The sequence below is a fragment of the Pseudomonas sp. PA-1-3F genome, assembly GCF_021609665.1.
Taxonomy (GTDB): domain Bacteria; phylum Pseudomonadota; class Gammaproteobacteria; order Pseudomonadales; family Pseudomonadaceae; genus Aquipseudomonas; species Aquipseudomonas paracarnis.
The window spans coordinates 59,456-82,778 of the sequence record NZ_WJZD01000018.1 but is presented as its reverse complement, the minus strand read 5'-3'; the positions used below and the strand labels follow the sequence as shown (position 1 = coordinate 82,778).

Annotated in this window: 21 protein-coding genes and 1 pseudogene; 14 read left to right on the top strand and 8 right to left on the bottom strand. The window is 60.8% G+C overall.

From position 1 onward, the window contains the following. Positions 1 to 319: 319 nt before the first annotated feature. On the top strand, positions 320 to 658 hold the full coding sequence (locus GIV26_RS14915; RefSeq protein ID WP_057975923.1) for a hypothetical protein: 339 nt from the start codon (positions 320 to 322) through the stop codon (positions 656 to 658). 118 nt (positions 659 to 776) lie between these two features. Here the strand turns inward: GIV26_RS14915 and GIV26_RS27385 are convergent, their stop codons facing one another. Further along, positions 777 to 1,502 carry a methyl-accepting chemotaxis protein gene (locus tag GIV26_RS27385; RefSeq protein ID WP_370712708.1) on the bottom strand — a complete coding sequence of 242 codons (726 nt, stop codon included), beginning with the start codon at positions 1,500 to 1,502 and terminating at the stop codon, positions 777 to 779. Between the two features lie 132 nt (positions 1,503 to 1,634). Continuing rightward, positions 1,635 to 2,390, bottom strand: a pseudogene (locus tag GIV26_RS27380) (MCP four helix bundle domain-containing protein); the annotation flags it as partial. 157 nt (positions 2,391 to 2,547) lie between these two features. Here GIV26_RS27380 and GIV26_RS14905 point away from each other — a divergent pair. Then, a complete protein-coding gene (locus GIV26_RS14905; protein ID WP_236281315.1) occupies positions 2,548 to 3,759 on the top strand; it encodes a multidrug effflux MFS transporter in 1,212 nt (403 codons plus the stop codon). Between the two features lie 86 nt (positions 3,760 to 3,845). Here GIV26_RS14905 and GIV26_RS14900 read toward each other — a convergent pair whose 3' ends face one another. Continuing rightward, positions 3,846 to 4,760, bottom strand: coding sequence for a site-specific integrase (locus tag GIV26_RS14900; RefSeq protein WP_127881521.1), 915 nt, complete (start codon positions 4,758 to 4,760; stop codon positions 3,846 to 3,848). 108 nt (positions 4,761 to 4,868) lie between these two features. Continuing rightward, positions 4,869 to 5,681 (bottom strand): M949_RS01915 family surface polysaccharide biosynthesis protein, encoded by an 813-nt coding sequence (locus tag GIV26_RS14895; RefSeq protein ID WP_236281313.1) that lies wholly within the window; start codon positions 5,679 to 5,681, stop codon positions 4,869 to 4,871. Positions 5,682 to 6,092: 411 nt separating this feature from the next. Between GIV26_RS14895 and arnC the strand changes: the two genes are divergently transcribed. The 12 genes from arnC (at position 6,093) to GIV26_RS14835 (ending at position 19,182) form a co-directional block, all read left to right on the top strand. Then, positions 6,093 to 7,127, top strand: coding sequence for an undecaprenyl-phosphate 4-deoxy-4-formamido-L-arabinose transferase (arnC, locus tag GIV26_RS14890; protein WP_003191219.1), 1,035 nt, complete (start codon positions 6,093 to 6,095; stop codon positions 7,125 to 7,127). Next, a complete protein-coding gene (gene arnA, locus GIV26_RS14885; protein WP_186527332.1) occupies positions 7,124 to 9,115 on the top strand; it encodes a bifunctional UDP-4-amino-4-deoxy-L-arabinose formyltransferase/UDP-glucuronic acid oxidase ArnA in 1,992 nt (663 codons plus the stop codon). Before arnC ends, arnA begins: the two co-directional genes overlap by 4 nt. Next, positions 9,115 to 9,999 (top strand): 4-deoxy-4-formamido-L-arabinose-phosphoundecaprenol deformylase, encoded by an 885-nt coding sequence (gene arnD / locus GIV26_RS14880; RefSeq protein ID WP_127881523.1) that lies wholly within the window; start codon positions 9,115 to 9,117, stop codon positions 9,997 to 9,999. Before arnA ends, arnD begins: the two co-directional genes overlap by 1 nt. Then, on the top strand, positions 9,996 to 11,651 hold the full coding sequence (gene arnT, locus GIV26_RS14875; protein WP_198861553.1) for a lipid IV(A) 4-amino-4-deoxy-L-arabinosyltransferase: 1,656 nt from the start codon (positions 9,996 to 9,998) through the stop codon (positions 11,649 to 11,651). The genes arnD and arnT overlap by 4 nt, the downstream gene beginning before the upstream one ends. Continuing rightward, complete coding sequence (gene arnE, locus GIV26_RS14870) at positions 11,648 to 11,995, top strand: 4-amino-4-deoxy-L-arabinose-phosphoundecaprenol flippase subunit ArnE (protein WP_060764738.1); 348 nt, start codon at positions 11,648 to 11,650, stop codon at positions 11,993 to 11,995. The genes arnT and arnE overlap by 4 nt, the downstream gene beginning before the upstream one ends. Beyond that, a complete protein-coding gene (arnF, locus tag GIV26_RS14865; RefSeq protein WP_096144642.1) occupies positions 11,992 to 12,405 on the top strand; it encodes a 4-amino-4-deoxy-L-arabinose-phosphoundecaprenol flippase subunit ArnF in 414 nt (137 codons plus the stop codon). The genes arnE and arnF overlap by 4 nt, the downstream gene beginning before the upstream one ends. Next, a complete protein-coding gene (locus tag GIV26_RS14860) occupies positions 12,402 to 13,784 on the top strand; it encodes a UDP-glucose dehydrogenase family protein (RefSeq protein WP_034127447.1) in 1,383 nt (460 codons plus the stop codon). The genes arnF and GIV26_RS14860 overlap by 4 nt, the downstream gene beginning before the upstream one ends. Then, positions 13,785 to 15,407 carry an ArnT family glycosyltransferase gene (locus GIV26_RS14855; RefSeq protein ID WP_096144640.1) on the top strand — a complete coding sequence of 541 codons (1,623 nt, stop codon included), beginning with the start codon at positions 13,785 to 13,787 and terminating at the stop codon, positions 15,405 to 15,407. A 320-nt stretch (positions 15,408 to 15,727) separates the two neighbouring features. Further along, entirely contained in the window at positions 15,728 to 15,916 is a 189-nt protein-coding gene (locus GIV26_RS14850; RefSeq protein WP_254989728.1) for a type VI secretion system contractile sheath small subunit, read from the top strand. Between the two features lie 166 nt (positions 15,917 to 16,082). After that, positions 16,083 to 16,793, top strand: a complete 711-nt coding sequence (locus GIV26_RS14845) for an HPP family protein (RefSeq protein WP_034127449.1) — start codon at positions 16,083 to 16,085, stop codon at positions 16,791 to 16,793. A 130-nt stretch (positions 16,794 to 16,923) separates the two neighbouring features. Beyond that, positions 16,924 to 18,027 carry an enoyl-CoA hydratase/isomerase family protein gene (locus GIV26_RS14840; RefSeq protein ID WP_236281310.1) on the top strand — a complete coding sequence of 368 codons (1,104 nt, stop codon included), beginning with the start codon at positions 16,924 to 16,926 and terminating at the stop codon, positions 18,025 to 18,027. Between the two features lie 3 nt (positions 18,028 to 18,030). Beyond that, a complete protein-coding gene (locus tag GIV26_RS14835) occupies positions 18,031 to 19,182 on the top strand; it encodes an acyl-CoA dehydrogenase family protein (RefSeq protein WP_089041737.1) in 1,152 nt (383 codons plus the stop codon). Between the two features lie 248 nt (positions 19,183 to 19,430). Here the strand turns inward: GIV26_RS14835 and GIV26_RS14830 are convergent, their stop codons facing one another. From GIV26_RS14830 to GIV26_RS14815, 4 genes are read right to left on the bottom strand one after another with little or no spacing between them, the layout of a single operon-like run. Next, positions 19,431 to 20,204 carry an enoyl-CoA hydratase gene (locus tag GIV26_RS14830; protein ID WP_034127452.1) on the bottom strand — a complete coding sequence of 258 codons (774 nt, stop codon included), beginning with the start codon at positions 20,202 to 20,204 and terminating at the stop codon, positions 19,431 to 19,433. A gap of 11 nt (positions 20,205 to 20,215) precedes the next feature. Beyond that, positions 20,216 to 21,343, bottom strand: a complete 1,128-nt coding sequence (locus GIV26_RS14825) for an acyl-CoA dehydrogenase (RefSeq protein ID WP_034127453.1) — start codon at positions 21,341 to 21,343, stop codon at positions 20,216 to 20,218. A gap of 9 nt (positions 21,344 to 21,352) precedes the next feature. Continuing rightward, positions 21,353 to 22,537: an acetyl-CoA C-acyltransferase gene (locus tag GIV26_RS14820; RefSeq protein WP_047710882.1), complete on the bottom strand. Its 1,185-nt coding sequence runs from the start codon at positions 22,535 to 22,537 to the stop codon at positions 21,353 to 21,355. A gap of 12 nt (positions 22,538 to 22,549) precedes the next feature. Continuing rightward, on the bottom strand, positions 22,550 to 23,317 hold the full coding sequence (locus GIV26_RS14815) for an SDR family NAD(P)-dependent oxidoreductase (protein ID WP_236281307.1): 768 nt from the start codon (positions 23,315 to 23,317) through the stop codon (positions 22,550 to 22,552). Positions 23,318 to 23,323: the final 6 nt, after the last annotated feature.

The window sequence follows — 23,323 nt, the reverse complement described above, 5'->3', positions numbered from 1 at the left end:
ACGTTTCGGGGTTTTGTGGGAATTTCGTTCGTAGGTAACTGGAAACAGAAAAGTCATGAACCTATAAGACATAACACTTCATTTAACATAATATACATTATGCGAACCGTCCTATGCGGAGCTGGGGGGCTCTGGTGGTCAGATTTCGAGCCTGGCACAGGCTTCGATCACTTGGCAGCAACCCGTACCTGGATATCAGTAAAGCGTAAGTCAAACAGGCTCGCGACACCTGACGACAACTCCGTCACGGTTGGCTTATCCGAGCACGTCATGAGAATCTACACGCTCAAACCACAGCTACCGATAATTGAGGTCATGGATGAAATTCAAGTTGTCCTTCACGCGCACCAACAAATTAGACTCAATGGAAAAGGACATTTTCACACTTGAAGTCGATGCTCATGTTGAGCCAAAACGAATCGCTGATTTTGATCAAGGCACAGCTTCAGTTAGCTTTGGATACCCAGGCATCACTGAGGAATACAGTATTGTCGGTCCACCCACCCAGGATGACCTAGTAGTTTTGGAGCTGGCCGGCAAACCGATTTTCAGGCTTTGGCAGCGAGATTCGGATGATTTGAGCATTGGTGCACCGGTTACGGTGAGCCAAGGCGAATTCGACCACAGTCTGGGCCGTGTTACCCAACGAACCTGGTGACACACGCGTAAATTAGATGGAGGGACCATGAATTCTGGTCCCTCCGCCTCCATAGATTTACATGCATTATAACTAAACTAAATAACTATTTAGTTTAGTTATATCTGATCGTTATCCATCAAAGCCTAAACCGATCCACCGACTGCGAAAGCTTCCCCGCCAAACTCGACAATTCATCCGTCGTAGACGCCGTCTCGCCAATCACCCGACTGTTACTTTCCGACATCCCCGCAATCCTCTCCACCTGATGAGCAATCTCATTACTGGCCAAGCTCTGTTCACTGATGGTGCGAGAAATATCATTGACCAATTCAGTAGTGCTCAACGTGGCCTGGAGGATCTCGCGAATGGCACGTTCCACTTCGGCAGTCACCGCCATGCCCTTGTCCACTTGGGCAACGCCCTCCTCCATGCTGATCACCGCTTCACGGGTGTTTTGCTGGATACTCCCGACCATGCTGGCGATTTCCTGGGTGGAGGCGCTGGTGCGTCCGGCCAGGCTGCGCACTTCGTCGGCCACGACTGCAAAACCGCGTCCTTGTTCACCGGCGCGGGCGGCTTCGATGGCGGCGTTCAGGGCCAGCAGGTTGGTCTGGTCGGCAATCCCTTTGATCACCTGGATAATGCTGTAGATCGCCTCGGACTCCTTGTCCAGCGTGCGGATCACTTGCGCCGACTGTTGGGCAGAACGGGCGATGCCGTCCATGTCGCTGACCACCTGGTGGATGACGCGGCCGCCGTCCTTGGCCAGGGTTTCAGCCTGGCTGGCCATGTCCAGGGCACGTTGGGCGTGACGGGTGATTTCTTCGATGCTGGCGGTCATTTCACTCGCGGCGGCGGCCATGGTGCTGGCGGCGACGCTTTGTTGCTGGCTGCTGCCTGCCACTTCATGGCAACCCTGGCTGAGGCGCTCGCTCATGCCATTCACGCCATGGGCATTGCTGCGAACCACTTCGATCATGCCGCGCAAATCCCGCTGCATCGTCGCCAGGCTGCGAATCAGTGCACTGGCTTCGTCCTGGTTCTTGGGTTCGGCAATCGGCTCGCTCAGGTTGCCATGGGCAATGCTCTGGGCAATACGGCTGGCGGTGCGCAACGGCCCCATGATGCTCAGGGTCACCCAACGTCCTTGTGCCAGCAGCAACAGCAGGCTCGCCCCCAATACGATAATCAAAGTCCAGTTAGCGTTACTGATGGTTTGCCGGGTACCGGTGCTGGTGAGTTGGGTATGGTTTTCGATCAGTTCGCTCAACGCCGCCATTTGTTCTTCCAGCTGGCTGAACGCGGCATTGAAGGTCTGCAGTTCCCCTCGTGCGGCCTCGGGATTGTCCAGGGCCAGCGCGACGATGCGCTCGCCGGCACTGATGTAGGTGTCCAGGCTGGGTTTGATTTTTTCCAGGCTGGCCTTGATCGAGGCGTCCAACGGCAGCTTGAGATTGTCCGCCAGCACCTCGCGAAAGTGCTCGGCATGCTCCTTGATCGTGCTGTTGACCTCGGCCGGCGTACTGGTGCTTTTGCCCAGCCCGACCAACATCGCCGACAGTACATCCGCACGCAGCGCGTCGTGCATCATGTCGGCTTCCATGTGGTTGCGCAGTACCGTCATGCTGACGTCGTTGTCCTGTACCGCATCGGCCATCCGCGTATTGCCCAGGTAGCCAGCCAGGCTCATGATCAAAGCGGTGAGCAACCCGGTCGCAATCAACAGCACCAAGCGTAATTTGATCGTCATAGTGGTACCCCGTGCCAGGACCGCCGGTTGGGAACCCAACCGTTTCAGTGTCGCTGCTAGCTGTATCGGCAGCTGTTGCTTGTTAGTGAAGCCTAAGTTTGCGGATCTGCGCGGTTCCCTTAAGCTGGCTGTCCGTTGCTCTACCTGGATCTGCCGAATGCCTCAACGTATCGCCCGTCTCGCCCTATTGCTGGGCTTGATCACCGCCGTCGGCCCGTTTGCCATCGACATCTACCTGCCGGCGCTGCCGACCCTGGGCGCAAGCCTCCAGGCCTCGCCGGCGGCCGTGCAGATGAGTTTGACGGTGTTCTTCATGATTATCGGCGTGTGCCAGTTGTTCTACGGCCCACTCAGCGATGTGTTCGGGCGTAAACCACCGATTTATGCAGGTTTGGTGATCTTTGCCATTGGCAGCGTCGGCTGCGCACTGGCCCCGACTATCGAAGTGCTGATCGGCTTTCGAGCCATACAAGCGTTCGGTGCCTGTGCGGGCATGGTGATCCCACGGGCGATTGTCCGTGACCTGTACACCGGCCATGAAGCGGCGCGTCTGATGGCTTTGTTGATGCTGGTGATGAGTGTTTCGCCGATCCTCGCGCCACTGGCCGGTAGCCTGGTGATTTCGATCTGGAGCTGGCGCGAAGTGTTTGCCGTGTTGGCGGTGGTGGCCGTGCTGTGCCTGGTGATGACCGCAGTACAACTGCCAGAAACCCACCCGGCCGAGCGCCGCCTGGGCAAGACACTGGGCCAGGCGTTCGGCAGTTATGGCGCCCTCCTCCGCGACCCGGTCTTTACGGGCTTGTCGGTGGTGTGCGGGTTTGGCCTGGCCACCTTCTTCGTGTTCATCGGCAGCGCGCCCTTCGTGTACATCGAGTTTTTTGGCCTGACGCCAACCCAGTTCAGCCTGTGCTTTGCGCTCAACGCGGCCTCGTTTTTCGCCATGAGCCAACTGACCGCCCGCCTCAGCGCCCGCTTTGGCCTGGCGCCGTTGATTCGCTGGTCGGTGGTGGGCGTGGCGGCGGTCATGAGCTTGCTGGCGGCTACTACGCTGTGGGGTGACAGCCTGGCCTTGATGATGGGGCTGTTGTTTATCGGTTTCGGCTTTCTTGGCCTGCTATTGCCGGCGGCCGGGGTGCTGTCGCTGGAGGATCATGGTGCGGTGGCGGGTTCTGCGTCTGCACTGCTGGGTGCGATCCAGATGGTCACAGCGACTGTGGGGATGACCTTGGTGGGTATCTTTGCCGACCATACACCGGCGCCGATGTTGATCGGTATTGCGCTGTGTGCGCTTGCCGCGATGGTTACCACGCTGTGGACCTTGCGCCGCTTGCCAGCTCACCTGGCCTCAAGCGTGACGCCACCCTCCTGATCCAACATCCTGGTTGCCTGTGAGGCCCTCTTCGCAGGCAAGCCAGCTCCCACATTTGGATCGTGGTGTATGTCTCAGGCTGCCACCTACAAATCAAACCGATCCACCGCTCTCCGGCGCTCATTGTCGTCGCGCACGTCATAGCTGGCAGTGGTCTGGATGTTGGTGTGATGCGCCAGTTTCTGCGCAATCGACAAATCATGCTCCTCGATCACCCGGGTGATAAACGAACGACGGAAATCATGGGGCATGATCTTGACCCCCACCTGATCACCGCGCTGGCGTGCGATGTAGTAAATCGCATGCTTGGTGATCCGCTCTCGGGTGATATGGCTGCCTCGCCGGATGCGGTTGAACAGAAAGCTATCGTCTTGCTCGCCTTCCTTGAGGTGCTCGCGACGAAACGCCAGCCAGGCCTGCAGCTTGGCAAACGCCCAGTCCGGCGCGTACTTGACCAGCTCTTTGTTGCCCTTGCCGATCACGCGCAAGCTGCGCTCGTCAAAGTTGATCTGTTCCAGGTCCAGGTTCACCGACTCCGACTTGCGCATGCCCGAGCCATATAACAGGCCGATCACTGCGGCATCCCGCAGGCCCTGAGGCCGAGGGTCGGCGGCGCAGACGTCGAGCATCTCGCGGATCAAGGTGCGGCGCAGATTGCGGCCCTGGCTCAGGCGCGTACCGGGTGTGGCCTTGACCGAGCGCATCTTCAACAGGTGGTCCTGGCTGATCAAGCTCATGCGCCACGCTTCATTCATGACCCCGCGCACCGCATTCACATACAGCGACGAAGTGTTCGGCGCTAAGCCGTCCTCGCGCAAGGCAGCCACCAGTGCGATGACGTGTTCAGGCTGCAGCAGGTGCCAGTCAATCTCTTCGAGGTTGAGGTCTTCGAAACCCAAGCGGTCGGCGGCATCCTGCAGCACGTAGCGCATGGTCAGTTGGCTGGAAGGCGCCAGGCGGGTGAGATATAGGGTCAGTGGGTTGCAAATGGACTCGGTCAAGGTAGATCAGCCTTTGGATTAAATACACCGACCAACTATTTGATTAGTCGATGTATTTAGTGGATTGGCGAAGGCCGAGTCTAACCCAGGACCGGCCCTGGCACAAAATCACGGGGCCGATTCGTCGTCTTCGCTGGCTGCCTGGGGTTGGGCCTGGGATTGGCTCCAGTCAGCGTCCTGTTGCTGCATCAGCGCGAACCAATGCTGGCGCATAAAGGCGAGGTAATTGTCCGGCGCCTTGGCAAAGTCCTTCTCGTCACCATAGCAACCTGGCAGTGGCAGTTCGGTGCCCTGCTCCTTGTATTGGCTGACCAGCGCTTGCTGCGCCGCGACGCTGCAGTCGGTGGGCAGGGGCATGCCGCGCAATGCACCAGCGTCCTCGTCCCACCAGCTGGCGCCCACGCGGTCAAGGCCACGCAGACGATACTTCTCGGACTTGCCGGCATGCATGATCAGCTTGAATTCGTTGGGGCTGACATCACTGGTGCAGGCCCGCGAATAACCGACCGTGGCCTGGGTATTGCCGTCGCCCAGCAGGTCGGTGACCTTGGTGGCAGCCCGGTCAAAGCGCAGCCCGGCGTCGAATTCGCAGTGCTGCACATCGTCGTACAGCATCCACACGCGCTTGGGGCGCTCGCCACCCAGCACGTATTGCGCCGCGTAGACAAAGGCCGACTGGGTACCATCGTCATCGCGCTCACCGACTTGCTCGGCGAGTACCAGCAGGTTTTTGCCTTGGCGGTCATCCCAGGTATAAGCCGCGACCTGCTTGCCGCGCACTTCCACCCCGTCCGGCACCTGGTCCAGTGGGGTCAGCGCGACGACTTGATCGGCCCGCACGCTGGTGACACAGGCCACCGTCATCAACAATCCCATCAGCGCTGGCCGCAACTGGCCGCGTAAAAGCTGCACGCTATTCATCCGAGTACCCTGGCAAGAGAGGGCTTACTTTACCGGCACTTGAGCGCTAATGCAGAGAAGATTGTTGAAGGGCGAGCATTGGGCTGATCGCCTCGCTCAGATTGAACCAAGCGTCTTGTACGAAGCTCCGATGTCGCCCTGTGAGACCTACATGTAACGCCTTGATTACTTAGCTGAACCCTAGCTGTCTGCCTGTCAAATAAACGAGTTTTTCATCCGCCTTTCATATTCGTTGCACATTTTTGCGCTTAACCTTGTACGCAACACTTAAGAGCAATCCGTGGATTATCGACTAACCTATTGAAAACGCGTCATCTTTAGCGCCGTTTTGTAACCTGCGGGCTGTAGTTTCGCCCAATGAACGCTGCTGTTTTCACGCTTGAAGTCGCTTTAGCCCGAGGTCATGAATCTTTGAAACCCTACCCTATTCATTGCGTGTCGATCGTTATCCCGGTCTACAACGAACAAGAAAGCCTGCCCGAGTTGCTGCGTCGCACCACGGCAGCCTGCAAGCAATTGGCTTACGAATACGAAATCATCCTGGTGGATGACGGTAGCCGCGACAACTCCGCTCAACTGCTCGAAGACGCTGCCGCCGAAGACGGTAGCAATGTGGTAGCGGTGATCCTTAACCGCAACTACGGCCAGCATGCGGCGATCATGGCCGGCTTCGAACAGTGCCGTGGCGAAGTGGTGATCACCCTCGACGCCGACCTGCAGAACCCGCCGGAAGAGATTCCGCGCCTAGTCGAGCAAGCTGCCCTGGGCTACGACGTGGTCGCCACCGTGCGTAATAACCGCCAGGACTCGGCCTTCCGCCGCTGGCCGTCGCGCTTGATCAACCTTGCCGTGCAGCGCTCTACCGGCGTGGCCATGACCGACTACGGCTGCATGTTGCGCGCCTACCGACGCACCATTGTCGACGCCATGCTCGCCTGCCGTGAACGCAGCACGTTCATTCCTATCCTGGCCAACGGCTTCGCCCGCCACACCACGGAAATCCTGGTGCACCACGCCGAACGTGAGCACGGCGAATCCAAATACAGCGCCATGCGCCTGATCAGCCTGATGTTCGACCTGCTGACCTGCATGACCACCACGCCCTTGCGCCTGCTGTCCATCGTCGGTTTCAGCCTGGCGGCGCTGGGCGTGCTGTTTGCCTTTGCCCTGATCGTCATGCGCCTGGCCTTCGGCGCCGACTGGGCCGGTGATGGCCTGTTCGTGCTGTTTGCGGTGTTGTTTGTGTTCACCGGTGGCCAGTTCATCGGCATGGGCCTGCTGGGCGAATACCTGGGCCGCATGTACAGCGATGTCCGCGCCCGCCCACGCTTCTTTATTGAAAAAGTGCTGCGCAACCAACCGGCAGCACCGGCTCCAGTCGTCGTGGTCGACGGTCTGGTGTCTTCCCATACTTCTACTTCTTCTTCGGATCAGGTCCAGTCATGAGTTCAAAAGCTGTTGTATTCGCCTACCACGATATTGGCTGCGCAGGCATTGAAGCGCTGCTCAGCGCCGGTTACGACATCGCCGCCGTGTTCACCCATGCCGATGACCCCAAGGAAAACAACTTCTACGGCTCCGTAGCCCAACTTTGCGCCCGCAATGGCATCCCGGTGCATGCACCGGAAGACGCCAACCACCCGCTGTGGGTCGAACGCATCGCCAAGCTGAACCCGGAGTACATCTTCTCGTTCTACTACCGCAACCTGCTGAGCGAGCCGCTGTTGGCCACCGCCCGCAAAGGCGCGTTCAACCTGCACGGCTCCTTGCTGCCTAAATACCGTGGCCGCGCCCCGGCCAACTGGGTGCTGGTCAACGGCGAAACCGAAACCGGCGTGACCCTGCATCGCATGGTCAAGCGTGCCGATGCCGGCGCCATCCTGGCCCAGCAAAAAGTCACCATCGAGCGCAGCGATACCGGCCTGAGCCTGCACGCCAAGCTGCGTGATGCGGCCACGGCGCTGCTGCGTGATGCCCTGCCACAGCTGGCCCAGGGCAAGCTGAGCGAAACCGCCCAGGATGAGAGCAAAGCCACCTACTTCGGTCGTCGCACCGCCGCCGATGGCAAGCTGGACTGGAAAAAACCTGCCGAGCAACTGTTCAACCTGGTACGCGCAGTGACCCAGCCCTATCCGGGCGCCTTCTGCGCCGTGGGCGAGCACAAGCTGATCGTGTGGCAAGCCGACGTGGTCAAAGGCAACGAAGGTCTGGCGCCTGGCCGTGTAATCAGCGTCAACCCGCTGCGCATTGCCTGCGGTGAAGATTCCCTGGTGGTCAAGTTCGGCCAGCGCAACGAAAACGGCCTGTACCTGGCCGGCCCGTCCCTGGCTGATGAACTGGGCCTGGTGGATGGCTCCGTACTGCGCGGCGCCGAGTCGGGTCGCAAGCCGCGCCGTACCCGTGTGCTGATCCTGGGCGTGAACGGTTTTATCGGTAACCACCTGTCCGAGCGCCTGCTGCGTGACGACCGCTACGAAGTCTATGGCCTGGACATCGGCTCCGACGCCATCGAGCGCCTGCGCAGCCACCCGAATTTCCATTACGTGGAAGGCGACATCAGCATCCACACCGAGTGGATCGAGTACCACATCAAGAAATGCGACGTGGTGCTGCCGCTGGTGGCCATCGCCACGCCGATCGAATACACCCGTAACCCGCTGCGCGTATTCGAACTGGACTTCGAAGAAAACCTCAAGCTGGTGCGCTACTGCGTCAAGTACAACAAGCGCGTGATTTTCCCGTCGACCTCCGAAGTCTATGGCATGTGCCAAGACCAGTATTTCGACGAAGACACCTCCAACCTGGTAGTGGGCCCGGTCAACAAGCAACGCTGGATCTACTCCGTCTCCAAGCAACTGCTGGACCGCGTGATCTGGGCTTACGGCGACAAGGGCTTGAAGTTCACCCTGTTCCGTCCATTCAACTGGATGGGCCCGCGCCTGGACCGTCTGGACTCGGCGCGTATCGGCAGCTCCCGCGCCATTACCCAGCTGATCCTGAACCTGGTGGAAGGCACGCCGATCCGTCTGTTCGACGGTGGTGAGCAGAAGCGTTGCTTCACCGACATTGCCGACGGCATCGAAGCCCTGGCGCGCATCATTGATAACGACAATGGCGTCTGCGACGGTCAGATCATCAACATCGGCAACCCCGAAAACGAAGCCAGCATTCGCCAGTTGGGCGAAGAACTGCTGCGTCAGTTCGAGGCTCACCCACTGCGCCACAATTTCCCGCCGTTCGCCGGTTTCCGCGACGTCGAGAGCAAGGCGTTCTACGGCACAGGCTACCAGGACGTGGCGCACCGCAAGCCGAGCATCGAAAACGCCAAGCGCCTGCTGAACTGGGAGCCGAGCGTGCAGATGAGCGAAACCATCGGCAACACGCTCGATTTCTTCTTGCGTGAAGCCATGCTTGAAATTGCGGATAAAAAGTAATGCAGGCAGGTCTTCGCATCGACGTCGACACCTACCGCGGCACCCGTGAAGGTGTGCCACGGTTGCTCGACTCCCTGGCCGAAGCCGGGGTCAAAGCGACGTTCTTCTTCAGTGTCGGGCCGGACAACATGGGGCGTCACTTGTGGCGCCTGATCCGCCCGCAGTTCCTGTGGAAGATGCTGCGCTCCAACGCGGCCGGCCTGTATGGCTGGGACATCTTGTTGGCCGGCACTGCCTGGCCAGGCAAGCCGATTGGCCGAGACCTGGGGCATTTGATGCGCCAGGCCAAGGCGGCCGGGCATGAAGTCGGCCTGCACGCCTGGGACCACCATGGTTGGCAGGCCAACACCGGGCGTTGGAGCGAGGCACAACTGGTCGAGCAAATTCGACGCGGCGTAGACACCTTGAGCGACATCCTCGGCGAACGTATCGACTGTTCAGCGGCCGCTGGCTGGCGTGCCGATGAGCGTGTGGTGCAAGCCAAGCAAGGCTTCAACTTTCGCTACAACAGCGATTGCCGGGGCTCCAGCCTGTTTCGACCAACCCTGGCCGATGGCAGCGCGGGCACCCCACAAATTCCGGTAGACCTGCCGACCTTCGACGAAGTCGTCGGGCCGGTGGTGGCTGCCAACGATTTCAACCGCTTCATTCTTGATCGCTTCAACGCGTCAAAGCTGAACGTCTACACGATCCACGCAGAAGTAGAAGGGATTCTGATGGCCAATGATTTTCGCCAGTTGCTCGCCCAGGCCGGGCAGCGCGGCATTGATTTCAAACCCTTGGGCGAGCTGTTGCCCACGGATGTGACCACCCTGCCCCAGCAACAGTTGGTGCGCGGCGCATTGAGCGGCCGCGAGGGTTGGCTGGGAGTGCAGCAGGCATGATCCGCCGCTGGGCTTTGCCCCTGCTCCTGCTGGCGTTTGCCGTGTTCTACCTGCTGCCATTGGCCACCCATGGCCTGTGGATTCCAGATGAAACCCGCTATGCGCAAATCAGCCAGGAAATGCTGCTGACCGGCAAGTGGGCCGCGCCGCACTTCATGGGCATTCGCTACTTCGAAAAGCCCGCCGCAGGCTATTGGATGATCGCGCTGGGCCAGGCGATCTTCGGGCAGAACCTGTTCGGCGTGCGGTTTGCCTCGGCATTGAGCACCGGTTTGAGCATTCTGCTGGTGTATCTGGTCTCTCGCCGGTTGTGGAACGACCCGCAAAAAAGCCTGGTCAGCACGCTGCTCTACATGAGCTTCGTCAGCGTGGCCGCGCTGGGCGGCTATGCCAACCTGGACCCGCAGTTCACCTTCTGGGTCAACCTGACAGGCGTGGCCTTGTGGTTCTGTTTCGACAGCACCACGCGGCGTGCGCGCTTGTGGTCCTGGGCCTTGCTGGGCCTGGCGTGCGGCATGGGCTTCATGACCAAGGGCTTCCTGGCCTGGTTGCTGCCGGTGCTGGTCGCCCTGCCCTACGCCGTCTGGCAAAAACGTTTTGGCGAGTTGTGCAAATTTGGCCCTGTTGCCGTGGTGGTGGCGATTGCTGTCAGCGTGCCGTGGGCCCTGGCCGTGCACCTGCAAGAGCCGGACTACTGGCATTTCTTTTTCTGGCACGAGCACATCCAACGCTTTGCCGGTGAAGACGCCCAGCACGCCGAACCTTTCTGGTATTACTTGCCGCTGCTGGTAGGGTTCGCGCTGCCGTGGGTTGCGCTATTGCCGTCCGCGTTCAAGCAGGCCTGGCTGCAACGTCGCGTGCCGAAAACCGCGTTCCTGCTACTGTGGCTGTTGATGCCCCTGGCCTTTTTCAGCCTGGCCAAAGGCAAGCTGCCCTCCTACATCATGCCGTGCATGCTCCCCCTGGCCTTGCTGATGGGCTCGGCCCTGAGCGACAAACTGGCTCAAGGGCGCGGGCGTGTGTTGCGCATCAATGGTTGGTTGAACCTGGTGATCGGTGTGCTGGTCTTGCTGGCCCTCAGCTGGTTCCAGTTGAAGAAGCCGGTATACGAACCGGGAGAAGAAACCCTCAGCCTGGTGCTGGTGTTCATCTTTTTGTTCGGTTGGATTGTGGTCAATCTGCTGCAAGCGGCGCGCCCTTTGGCATTGTGGGCCGCGCCGCTGATCGGCAGTGGATTACTGGTGCTGCTGGTGCCTGCGGCGTTGCCTCATTCGGTGGTTTACAACAAGACCCCGGACCAGTTCATCATTGATCACATCGACGAATTGCAACCCAGCGTTGCCCTGCTGAGCAACGACCTGGGCGCCGCCTCGGCGCTGTCCTGGCGCCTCAAGCGTCCCGATATCACGCTGTACAACACCTCGGGTGAGGTCAAGTACGGCCTGGCTTACGAGGATACGGCCCCGCGTCTGGTCGACCGTAACCGCATCCAGGCGTGGATGGCCGAAACCCGGCGTACCGGCGCGGTGGGCGTGGTGATGCGCGTCAATAGCACCGGCGAAAAAGAAGAACTCGCACTGCTGCCCACTGACGGCAAGCGTTATGCGCAAGGCAAGATCGTGATCCTGATTTTCCCGCAGGTCGCGCCATGATCACCCTGCTGCTACTGCTCACGGCCTGCCTGCTGACCTGCATGGGCCAAGTCTCGCAAAAATTCGCCGTGGAAAGCTGGCGCGACGTGCCGGACGGCTGGGCACCGAAACTGCGCTCACCGTGGTTGTGGTCGGCGCTGGTGTGCCTGGGCCTGGGCTTGCTGGTGTGGCTGCTGGTGTTGCAGCGCCTGGAAGTCGGCATTGCCTACCCCATGCTCAGCCTGAATTTTGTGCTGGTCACGCTGATGGCGCGCTTTGTGTTTCACGAACCCATTGATGGCCGTCACTGGCTGGGCGTGGGGCTGGTGATTGCCGGCGTGGTCTTGCTGGGGCGCCAGGTATGAGTCGCGTGTGGGGTTTCGCCCTGGCTTTGGGCAGTGTCGGCCTGGTGAGTGGTGCCCAACTGGGCATGCGCTGGAGCATGACGCGCCTGCCGCTTCCCACCCAATGGCTGGCTGCCTTCACGGATAACAGCATCGACCTGGGCGCCCTGGGCGTGGTGATCCTGGCGATCATCGCCTATGCGCTGTCGATGCTGTGCTGGCTCGGCGCACTGAAGCACTTACCCCTGGGCCGCGCCTATTCGCTGCTCAGTATCAGCTACGCGCTGGTGTATTTGCTGGCCGCCTGCCTGCCGGTGTTCAACGAAGATTTTTCGCGTTCAAAAACCCTGGGGGTGGCCTTGGTCATCCTCGGCGTACTGGTTATCAACTCTCGTCGTGCTAGCACCTCAAGTCCCAGGAATACCCCATGAAAATCAGTGTATTTGGTAGTGGTTACGTTGGTCTGGTCCAGGCCACTGTATTAGCCGAAGTCGGTCACGATGTCATTTGCATGGACGTTGACAAGCACAAGGTCGAATCGCTGCAGAAGGGGCATGTGACCATCTTCGAGCCGGGCCTGGCAGCCATGGTCAAGGACAACCTGGAAAGCGGGCGCCTGCGCTTTACCCACGACGAAAAACTCGCCGTCGAGCACGGTGAAGTGTTGTTTATTGCCGTGGGCACGCCGTCGGATGAAGACGGCTCGGCCGACCTGAAATACGTGCTGTCGGTAGGTGATGCGGTAGCCCGCCATCGCGTGGCGCCGGTGATCCTGGTGGAAAAATCCACTGTACCGGTCGGCACTGGCGACACATTGCGCGACCACATCCTCAATAACCTGCGCGCCGCCGGCCGTGAGCTGCAGTTCGATATCGTCTCCAACCCGGAATTCCTCAAGGAAGGCTCAGCCGTTGCCGACTGCCGCCGCCCGGACCGGATCATCATCGGCTGCGAGCGTGAAGAGGTGCGCGACGTGATGCGCGACCTGTACGCGCCCTTCAACCGCAACCACGATCGCATCATCTTCATGGACCTGCGCAGCGCCGAACTGACCAAGTACGCCGCCAACTGCATGCTGGCCACCAAGATCAGCTTCATCAACCAGATCGCCGAGTTGGCTGAACACCTGGGTGCCGACATTGAGTCGGTGCGCCTGGGCATCGGTGCCGACTCACGCATCGGCTACCACTTTATCTACCCTGGCTGCGGTTATGGCGGCTCGTGCTTCCCCAAAGACATGCGCGCCCTGATCCACAGCGCCAAGCAGGCCAACTGCTCCAGCGACCTGCTCGAAGCCGTGGAAGCCATCAACCAGCGCCAGAAGAGCAAGCTGTTCGAGCGCATCAACGCGTTCTTCCAGGGCAACCTCAAGGGCAAGACGTTTGCTTTGTGGGGCCTGGCCTTCAAGCCCAACACCGATGACATGCGTGACGCCCCCAGCCGCGTGCTGATGGAAGCCCTGTGGGCTGCCGGGGCCAATGTGCGCGCCTTCGACCCTGAAGCCATGCAGGAAACCCAACGCATCTACGGCGATGACCCGCGCCTGATGCTGATGGGCACCCCGGAATCCACCTTGGGCGGCGCCGATGCGTTGATCGTGTGCACTGAATGGCAGCAATTCAAGGCGCCGGACTTTGACCTGATTCACCAGCGCCTGAAAACCCCGGTGATCTTCGACGGCCGTAACCTGTACGACGGCGAGCGCCTGACGCGCAAAGGCTTCAAGTACTTCCCCATCGGCCGCGGCGACTCCTGCGAGTTACCGATCCCCCAGCAAAACTGGGTGGAACAGGTCAAGGACGCTTGCTAAGTGAACATCGCCTTACCGTCCGGGCAGCGTGCAACGATCCGCCGCCAGTCCCTGGGGCTTGGGCTCTTGGCGCTGCTGTTGTTTATCGTCGGCAACTGGCACCAGGCGATCATCGGCTTTGATTCGCGCTTTGTGCTGTTTGCCCAGGAAATGCTGCGCCATGGCCCGAGTTTCTTTCCCACCACCTATGGTCAGCCGTATGCCGATTACCTGGCGACCTCGACCCTGCTGACGTGGCTGCTGTCGTTGCCCCTGGGCCAGGTCACCAGCCTGACGGCGTGGCTGCCCACGGCGGTCGCTTCGGCGCTGATCGTGGTGCTGGTCTATCGCCTCACGGCACCCTACTCGCCACGTTGGGGCCTGCTGAGTATTGCGATGCTGCTGCTCAGCAGTACGTTCATCAGCGAAACCCGTGCAGTCTCCCTCGACCAGATGCTCGCCGCCGTGGCGTTGGCGGTGTTCTACCTAGGCTATGCCCATGATCATTTCGCTGCCGCCAAGCGCCTGCATTGGGTGTTTTTGCTGTTGCTGCTGGGGTTTGCCATCCGTGGCCCGATCGGCCTGGTGATCCCTACGGGCGTGTTGTGCAGCTATTACCTGATCAACCGCCAGTGGCGCCAGCTGTTCAGCTTCGGCCTGCTGGCACTGGCGCTGCTGGCGGCGTGCGTCGGTCTGTTGCTGCTGCTGGCCAAGCTCAGCGGCGGTGAAAACTTCATGCATGACGTGATTCGCATGCAGTTCCTGGGGCGAATGGATGGCAGCGAAGGCTCCGGCGGCGTCCTGTATTACTTCACCAGTTCCCTGGGCAACTACGCCCTGGCCTATCCACTGGCATTGTTAGTGCTGCTGGCGGTGCTGATGGACGGTCGACGCGCACCGGCCCCGGCCTTGAAGCTGGTGCTCTACTGCGCGGCAGCGGCTGTGCTGGTGATGCTGGGCCTGTCGGTACCTCAAGCCAAGAAAGCGCGCTACATCCTGCCGATGCTGCCGATGGCCGCGATCATTGCCGCGTACCCCTTCGCGGTCACGCAAGGGCGACAGTTTGCGTGGCTACGCGCCTTGATGCTGGGCATCTGGACGCTGTTGCCAACGCTGTTGGCCATTGGCTTGATGGTGGCGCGGCGGCGCTACCCGGAACCGCTGGCCGACCTTGAGCTGATCTTCGTCGTGCTCGGCACGCTACAGGTGCTGGCCCTGCTGGCATTGCTCCGCTCGCGGCTGCGCACCTACGGCCCCGCCTTGGCCGCCGTGCTCGCCCTCTGGACCACCTACATCATGGTGGTTGAACCCCTGGAACGTCAGGTGTACGACACCCGCACCTTCAGCCTTGCCGTCAAGGCGCACGTTCAGCAGCAACCGGCGCCGCTGGTGTTGCATGCACTGGGCAAAGACGCGAAAGCTATCAAGTTCATGGTCAACTTCGATTGCGACAAGGTGCCGCTGTTTACCCAACTGCCTGCCGAATTGAAACCGGTCCAGGCGCCGGCATGGTTGGTCATGAGCCAGGCTGACTTCCAGGCACTGGACGATCCGCGCCTGCGCTCAATCACGCCGACGCTCACCGCAGCGTTCGACAAAAATCCGTATGTGTTGCTGCACTTGGCAAAAGCCACGACGCCTTGAGTGCTATGCCCGCTGCACTGTAAGAAAGAACGCCCACTCCTCCACGAGTGGGCGACTTTCATCATAGGTACCAAGAAAACACCTACATTTGTTTGCGTAATGGCTGGTGCACTTTCCCTTCCGGTGCTCGGAGCCCAACTGTAGACTCGCTGCCACGTGCACTTACTATCTACCACCCGACCGCCAGGACTGCCCTGAAACGCTTGGGCCAGGGCACTTCATGACAACAAGGACGTTGTAGGCTGCCCGCGCGCGATGGCTTACTTCATCGAGAGGACAATGCCGTGCGAGAAAACCTGTTAACCCTCCCTTTACCCAGGCTGGATCGTTTGATGGCGTTGCGTGACGCACTGGTGGCGTTGAAAGGGCCGCTGGCCGACGATCCAAGGCTGCGCGAAGACCTGCAAGCGCGTCTGTTCAATGAAGAAACCCATAGTCGCGTGCTGGGCAAGATCAATCCGGCTACACCCGCAGACTCCGGGCCGATTACCTACGGCGAGGCCTTTTAGCTGCATTTATTTTGCATTTAACCCTCATTAATATGCATTGGCGCCGCGTTATCAAGCACTGCACACTGCACAGGTTCCTTCCCCCAAATGTTGGAACCTTCAAAGGGCTGTTCCGGGAAACCAGGCAGGCCTTTTTTTTCGCCCGCTGTTTATGGACCGTCTCTCAATGCTCGCTCGCTGGTTACCCGCTGCAATCAACACCCGTCCCGCCGAATGGAGCCGTGCAGCCATCGGCATGGCCCTGGGCACGATGTTCAGTGTCTGGGCCTGTGCCCAGGTGTTCGGCATGGAGGTGGCCCTGCACCTGCTCGGCCCGCTTGGCGCATCGGCCGTACTGCTGTTTGCCGTGTCGTCGGGGGCGCTGGCCCAACCCTGGTCAATCATGGGCAGTTACCTGTGTGCAGGCATCGTCGCGTTGTTGGTCGCCCGCGTCTTGGGGCGCACCTTGGGCAGCGCCTGCCTGGCGGCGGGCATGACCGTGATTCTCATCTGCTGGCTGCGCTGCCTGCACCCACCGGCCGGCGGCCTGGCCATGACCCTGGTGCTGGCCGATCCGGCATCGGTCAACCTCGGCTGGTACGAGCTTGCGCCGGTGATGCTCGGCGCCGGCGCCCTGCTCGCCTGCGCGCTGGCCTATAACAATGCCACGCGCACGCGTTATCCCAAGGGCCTTGCCGAGCCAGCCCCGGTTATCCTGGGCACTGCCAATGCCGTGAGCGAGCCGAGCATCACGGCAGCCGATCTCAAGCTCGCGTTGGCCGAGATGGAGCAGTTCTACGATGTCGAACCGACAGAGTTGGAGCAACTGATCCACGCCGCCGAGGGCCATGCCCGACGTCGCAGTATCGGTGAGGTTCTGGCCAGCCGGGTGGTTTGACCGGCACTGCATAAATGCAACAACGACCTGCAGGATTCCGGGTTGTACGAGGCAAATTTGCACTGGTACGATCACGAGAGAGTTCACCCGCGAACATCTTGATAAAGACAATAAAAGCAGGGAGTTAGAGATGACTGCTCAGGTTTCATCCCAAGCAAGCCACGCCGAGGTGCAGCAGGACGCTGTCCTGGCAAGCGTGCGCAACCATATCGGCCACCTCACCCTCAATCGTCCCGCTGGCTTGAACGCCATCACCCTGGACATGGTCCGCCAGTTAACCGCGCATTTGCAGGCCTGGGCCGACGACGCCGAGGTCTACGCCGTGGTACTGCGCGGCGCCGGTGAGAAAGCCTTTTGCGCCGGCGGCGACATCCGCTCGCTGTACGACAGCTTCAAGCAAGGCGACACCCTGCACCAGGACTTCTTCGTCGAGGAATATGCCCTCGACCTGGCCATTCACCACTACCGCAAACCCGTACTGGCGTTGATGGACGGCTTCGTCCTCGGCGGTGGCATGGGCCTGGTGCAAGGTGCGGACCTGCGGGTAGTCACCGAACGCAGCCGCCTGGCGATGCCGGAAGTGGCCATCGGCTACTTCCCGGATGTCGGCGGCAGCTATTTCCTCTCACGCATTCCGGGTGAGTTGGGTACTTACCTTGGGGTGACTGGCGTGCAGATCCGTGCGGCCGATGCCTTGTACTGCGGGTTGGCAGACTGGTACATCGACAGCGCCAAGTTGGTTGAGCTGGATCAGAAACTCGACGGCCTGCAATGGCACGACTCGCCGCTCAAGGACCTGCAAGGCGCACTCGCCAAGCTCGCCGTGCAGCAATTGCCCGACGCCCCCTTGGCGGCCTTGCGCCCGGCCATTGACCACTTTTTCGGGTTGCCGGACGTGCCCAGCATCGTCGAGCAACTGCAGCAAGTAACCGTGGCCGATAGTCACGACTGGGCACTGACCACCGCCAACCTCATGCAGACGCGCTCGCCCCTGGCCATGGCCGTGACCCTGGAGATGCTGCGCCGTGGCCGCCACTTGCCACTGGAACAGTGCTTTGCCCTCGAACTGCATCTGGATCGCCAATGGTTCGAGCGCGGCGACCTGATCGAAGGGGTTCGCGCCCTGATCATCGACAAGGACAAGACTCCGAAGTGGAACCCGCCCACCCTCCATGCGCTGGATGCCAGCCATGTGGACAGCTTCTTCCGCGACTTCGTGCAGATTGGGAAATAAGCCATGCAAGATCTTGAATACACTGAAGAACAAGTGATGATCCGCGACATGGCGCGGGATTTTGCCCGTGGCGAAATCGCCCCCCATGCCCAAGCCTGGGAAAAAGCCGGCTGGATCGACGACGCCCTGGTGGCGAAGATGGGCGAGTTGGGCCTGCTAGGCATGGTCGTCCCGGAGGAATGGGGTGGCACCTATGTCGATTACGTCGCCTACGCCCTGGCCGTGGAGGAAATATCCGCCGGTGACGCTGCGACGGGCGCGTTGATGAGCATCCATAATTCAGTGGGTTGCGGGCCGATCCTCAACTACGGCACAACCGAACAGAAACACACCTGGCTGGCCGAACTCGCCAGTGGCCAGGCCATCGGTTGCTTCTGCCTGACCGAACCCCAGGCCGGTTCCGAAGCCCATAACCTGCGCACCCGTGCCGAACTGCGTGATGGCCAATGGGTCATCAATGGCGCCAAGCAGTTTGTCAGCAACGGCAAGCGGGCCAAGTTGGCCATCGTGTTCGCCGTGACCGATCCGGACCTGGGCAAGAAAGGTATTTCGGCGTTCCTGGTGCCCACCGATACCCCAGGTTTCGTGGTCGACCGCACCGAGCACAAGATGGGCATTCGTGCGTCAGACACCTGCGCCGTCACCCTCAGCCAATGCAAGGTTCCCGAAGCCAATCTGTTGGGTGAGCGCGGCAAGGGGCTGGCCATCGCCCTCTCCAACCTGGAAGGCGGCCGCATTGGTATCGCCGCCCAGGCCCTGGGCATCGCCCGCGCCGCGTTTGAAGCCGCGCTGGCCTACGCCCGTGATCGGGTGCAGTTCGACAAGGCAATCATCGAACACCAGAGCGTGGCCAACCTGCTGGCCGACATGCAAACCCAGCTCAACGCTGCGCGCCTGCTGATCCTCCACGCCGCACGCCTGCGCACTGCCGGCAAACCGTGCTTGTCCGAAGCCTCCCAGGCCAAGCTGTTCGCCTCGGAAATGGCCGAGCGGGTCTGCTCCAAGGCGATGCAGATCCATGGTGGGTATGGGTATCTGGAGGATTACCCGGTGGAGCGTTACTACCGGGATGCACGGATCACGCAGATTTATGAAGGCACCAGCGAGATTCAGCGGATGGTGATTGCCAGGGAGTTGAAAAACTACCAGCTCTAACGGACATGACACCATCGCCTTCTGTAGGAGCGAGCTTGCTCGCGAAAAACGTCAACGATAACGCGTGCTTGCTGACTGACCGCGGCGTCTGTGAGCTTCTCGCGAGCAAGCTCGCTCCTACAAAAATGCCTTGACCGTCTGGCATTATGGCTTGCCTGCGATGCAGACACCTCGGTCCATCAGCTAACCGAGGCGATGCCATCGCAGGCAAGCCAGCTCCCACCTTTGCTATGCGGGGTTTGGCAGGGTTATTTATCCTTGAATTCCGGCGCCCGCTTGGCCACGAATGCGGCCATGCCTTCCTTCTGATCCTGGGTCGCGAACGCCGCATGAAACACCCGGCGCTCAAAGCGCACGCCTTCGGACAGGCTGACTTCAAACGCACGATTCACGCTTTCCTTGACCATCATGCTGATCGGTACGGATTTACCAGCGATCAGGGTGGCCACTTTCAGCGCTTCTTCCAGCAACTCATCGGCGGGCACAATACGCGCGACAATCCCGCAGCGCTCGGCCTCTACCGCGTCAATAAAACGCCCGGTCAGGCACATTTCCATGGCCTTGGCCTTGCCCACTGCACGGGTCAGGCGCTGGGTGCCGCCCATGCCCGGCAGCACGCCCAGATTGATTTCCGGCTGACCGAATTTGGCGGTGTCGCCGGCAAGGATAAAGTCACACATCAGGGCCAGTTCGCAGCCACCGCCCAGGGCGAAGCCATTCACGGCGGCGATGATCGGCTTGCGGCGATTGGCCACGCGATCGCTGTCGCTGAACAAGTCGTCCATATAGATCTGCGGGTAGGTCAGCTCGGCCATTTCCTTGATGTCGGCACCGGCCGCGAAGGCTTTTTTCGAGCCAGTCAGCACGATGCAGCCAATTTCAGGGTTGGCTTCCAGGCTGTCCAGCGCCTGGTTCAGCTCACTGACCAGTTGTGCATTCAAGGCGTTCAGTGCGCTGGGACGGTTGAGCGTGATCAGCCCGACACGGCCCTGGACGTCAAGCAGGATGGTTTCGTAACTCATGTATCGGCTCCTTAAAGATTGCGTGAGATGACCATGCGTTGAATATCGCTGGTGCCTTCGTAAATCTGGCAGACCCGCACGTCGCGGTAGATCCGCTCAAGGGGGAAGTCGTTCAGGTAACCGTAACCGCCCAAGGTTTGCAAGGCGGCCGAGCAGACTTTCTCGGCCATTTCGGACGCAAACAGCTTGGCCATGGACGCTTCCACCAGCGCCGGCTTGCCACTGTCACGCAGGGCGGCGGCGTAATGCACCATCTGCCGGGCGACGGCGATCTGGGTGGCCATGTCGGCCAGGCGAAAGGCCACGGCCTGGTGTTCGATCAACGGCTTGCCAAAGCTTTCACGCTCACGGGCGTAGTCGCGGGCCGCTTCGAAGGCGGCGCGGGCCATGCCCACCGACTGGGAGGCGATGCCCACGCGGCCACCTTCCAGGTTGGCCAAGGCGATTTTGTAGCCCTCGCCCTCCTCGCCCAGACGGTTGGCCACCGGTACTTTCACGTCTTCAAACAGGATCTGACAAGTGTCCGAGGCATGCTGCCCCAGCTTGTCTTCCACCCGTGCCACGGTATAACCGGGCGAATCGGTGGGCACGATAAACGCGCTGATTCCACGCTTGCCTGCGGCGGGGTCAGTGACCGCAAACACAATCACGATCCCGGCGTTTTGCCCGGAGGTGATGAACTGTTTGCAGCCGTTGAGTACATAGTGGTCGCCTTCAAGGCGCGCACGGGTTTTCAGGCTGCTGGCGTCGGAGCCGGCCTGGGGTTCGGTCAGCGCGAAGGCACCGAGCATGGCGCCGCTGGCCAGGGGCGTGAGGAACTGCTCTTTCTGCTGGTCATTGCCAAACTTGAGGATCGGTACGCAACCCACCGAGTTGTGCACGCTCATGATCGTGGAGCAGGCACCGTCGCCAGCGGCGATTTCTTCCAGGGCCATGGCGTAGGCAAGGTAACCGGTGTCGCAACCGCCCCACTGTTCCGGGACCAGCATGCCGAAAAATCCCAGTTCGGCCATTTCCCCAATGGCCTCCTTGGGAAAACGATGCTCGCGGTCCCACTCGGCGGCGAAGGGTTTCAAACGCTCCTGGGCAAATTGCCGGGCGGCGTCGCTGATTTGCAGTTGTTCGTCATTGGGCAACATTGGTCATCCTCAATACAGGCATTCAACGGCCATGGCCGTGGCTTCACCGCCGCCAATGCAGATAGCGGCGACGCCACGCTTGAGGCCCTTCTGGCGCAGGGCCGCGAGCAACGTCACCAGGATGCGTGCGCCGGAGGCACCAATGGGGTGGCCCAATGCACAGGCACCACCATGCACGTTGACCTTGTCGTGGGGAATCTCCAGCTTGCTCATGGTCACCAGGCTGACCACGGCGAAGGCCTCGTTGATTTCGAACAGGTCCACCTCGTCGAGGCTCCAGCCGGTCTTGCTCATCAGTTTGCGAATTGCCCCCACCGGCGCCACCGGAAACAGCCCAGGCTCATCGGCAAACGCGGCGTGCCCGTGGATCACTGCCAACGGCTTGAGGCCGCGCTTGAGTGCCTCGGACTCACGCATCAGCAACAACGCCGCGGCGCCATCGGAGATCGAGCTGGAGTTGGCTGCCGTCACTGTACCGCCGTCACGGAACGCCGGTTTAAGGCTGGCAATCTTGTCCAGCTTGGCTTTCGGCGGTTGCTCATCGTGAAGGATGGTTTTTTGTTCCTTGCCCACGGTGACCTGCACCGGGACGATTTCACTGGCAAAGCTGCCGTGGGTGATGGCCTCTTGTGCGCGGGTCAGGGAAGCGATGGCAAACGCGTCCTGGGCTTCCCGGGTAAAACCATTGTGCTCGGCGCAGTCCTCGGCAAAGGTGCCCATCAGGCGCCCCTTGTCGTAAGCATCTTCGAGGCCGTCGAGGAACATATGGTCCAGCACCTTGCCGTGGCCCATGCGGTAGCCGCTGCGCGCACGATCCAGCAGGTACGGGGCGTTGGACATGCTTTCCATGCCGCCTGCGATCACCACATCCACGCTGCCAGCGCGCAGCGAATCGTGGGCCAGAATCGTCGCTTCCATGCCGGAACCGCACATTTTGTTGAGGGTGGTGCAGCGCGTGCCCTTGTCCAACCCGGCGCCCAGGGCAGCCTGGCGGGCAGGCGCCTGTCCAAGCCCGGCGGGCAGCACACAGCCAAACAGCACTTCGTCGACAGCATCGGTGGCGATACCGGCACGCTCGACCGCCGCACGAATGGCGGCTGCGCCCAGCTGCGGTGCGGTCAGGCTTTTGAGGTCGCCCTGGAAACCGCCCATGGGCGTGCGCACGGCGCTGACAATAACAATAGGGTCGTTCATGGCAATTGCTCCTTATTTGGCGGCCATGCGCAAGGCACCGTCGAGACGGATCACCTCGCCATTGAGCATGCTGTTTTCAACGATGTGGCGTACCAGCGCGGCATATTCGGCGGGCTTGCCCAGGCGTGGCGGGAACGGCACGCCGGCAGCCAGCGAGTTGCGGACTTCGTCGGTCATGCCGGCCATCATCGGGGTTTCGAAAATGCCCGGTGCAATGGTCATCACGCGGATACCAAAGCGCGCCAGTTCCCGTGCGGCAGGCAAGGTGAGGCTGGCGATCGCGCCCTTGGAGGCGGCGTACGCAGCCTGGCCGATCTGCCCATCGAATGCCGCCACCGAGGCGGTATTGATGATAACGCCGCGCTCGCCGTCGGCATTCGCCTCGGTTTCAGCGATAACCGCAGCGGCCAGGCGCAACAGGTTGAAGCTGCCGACCAGGTTGACGTTGATCACCTGGGCAAAGCTTGCCAGGCCGTGCGGGCCATTCTTGCCGAGGATCTTCTCGCCGCGCACCACACCCGCGCAGTTGACCAGGCCATGCAAGCCACCAAAGGCCTCGACCGCCGCCTTCACCGCCGCTTCTGCAGCGGCTTCCTGGCTGATGTCTGCTACGGCACTGCGGGCGTTGTCGCCCAGTTGCTCGGCCTTGGCGGCCACGGCGTCAGCGTTCAAGTCCACCAGCATCACCTTGGCACCTGCGGCGACCAGCATTTCAGCCGTGGCCGCGCCGAGGCCCGACGCGCCGCCGCTGACCAGGAATACCTTGTTTTCAATCTGCATCGTTGT

Bases quoted from the DNA above. Each gene is read 5' to 3' on its own strand.
- GIV26_RS14915 (WP_057975923.1), top strand. From the start codon at position 320: ATGAAATTCAAGTTGTCCTTCACGCGCACCAACAAATTAGACTCAATG.
- GIV26_RS27385 (WP_370712708.1), bottom strand. From the start codon at position 1,502: ATGGCCGCCGCCGCGAGTGAAATGACCGCCAGCATCGAAGAAATCACC.
- GIV26_RS14905 (WP_236281315.1), top strand. From the start codon at position 2,548: ATGCCTCAACGTATCGCCCGTCTCGCCCTATTGCTGGGCTTGATCACC.
- GIV26_RS14895 (WP_236281313.1), bottom strand. From the start codon at position 5,681: ATGAATAGCGTGCAGCTTTTACGCGGCCAGTTGCGGCCAGCGCTGATG.
- arnA (WP_186527332.1), top strand. From the start codon at position 7,124: ATGAGTTCAAAAGCTGTTGTATTCGCCTACCACGATATTGGCTGCGCA.
- arnD (WP_127881523.1), top strand. From the start codon at position 9,115: ATGCAGGCAGGTCTTCGCATCGACGTCGACACCTACCGCGGCACCCGT.
- arnT (WP_198861553.1), top strand. From the start codon at position 9,996: ATGATCCGCCGCTGGGCTTTGCCCCTGCTCCTGCTGGCGTTTGCCGTG.
- arnE (WP_060764738.1), top strand. From the start codon at position 11,648: ATGATCACCCTGCTGCTACTGCTCACGGCCTGCCTGCTGACCTGCATG.
- arnF (WP_096144642.1), top strand. From the start codon at position 11,992: ATGAGTCGCGTGTGGGGTTTCGCCCTGGCTTTGGGCAGTGTCGGCCTG.
- GIV26_RS14860 (WP_034127447.1), top strand. From the start codon at position 12,402: ATGAAAATCAGTGTATTTGGTAGTGGTTACGTTGGTCTGGTCCAGGCC.
- GIV26_RS14845 (WP_034127449.1), top strand. From the start codon at position 16,083: ATGCTCGCTCGCTGGTTACCCGCTGCAATCAACACCCGTCCCGCCGAA.
- GIV26_RS14840 (WP_236281310.1), top strand. From the start codon at position 16,924: ATGACTGCTCAGGTTTCATCCCAAGCAAGCCACGCCGAGGTGCAGCAG.
- GIV26_RS14835 (WP_089041737.1), top strand. From the start codon at position 18,031: ATGCAAGATCTTGAATACACTGAAGAACAAGTGATGATCCGCGACATG.
- GIV26_RS14830 (WP_034127452.1), bottom strand. From the start codon at position 20,204: ATGAGTTACGAAACCATCCTGCTTGACGTCCAGGGCCGTGTCGGGCTG.
- GIV26_RS14825 (WP_034127453.1), bottom strand. From the start codon at position 21,343: ATGTTGCCCAATGACGAACAACTGCAAATCAGCGACGCCGCCCGGCAA.
- GIV26_RS14820 (WP_047710882.1), bottom strand. From the start codon at position 22,537: ATGAACGACCCTATTGTTATTGTCAGCGCCGTGCGCACGCCCATGGGC.
- GIV26_RS14815 (WP_236281307.1), bottom strand. From the start codon at position 23,317: ATGCAGATTGAAAACAAGGTATTCCTGGTCAGCGGCGGCGCGTCGGGC.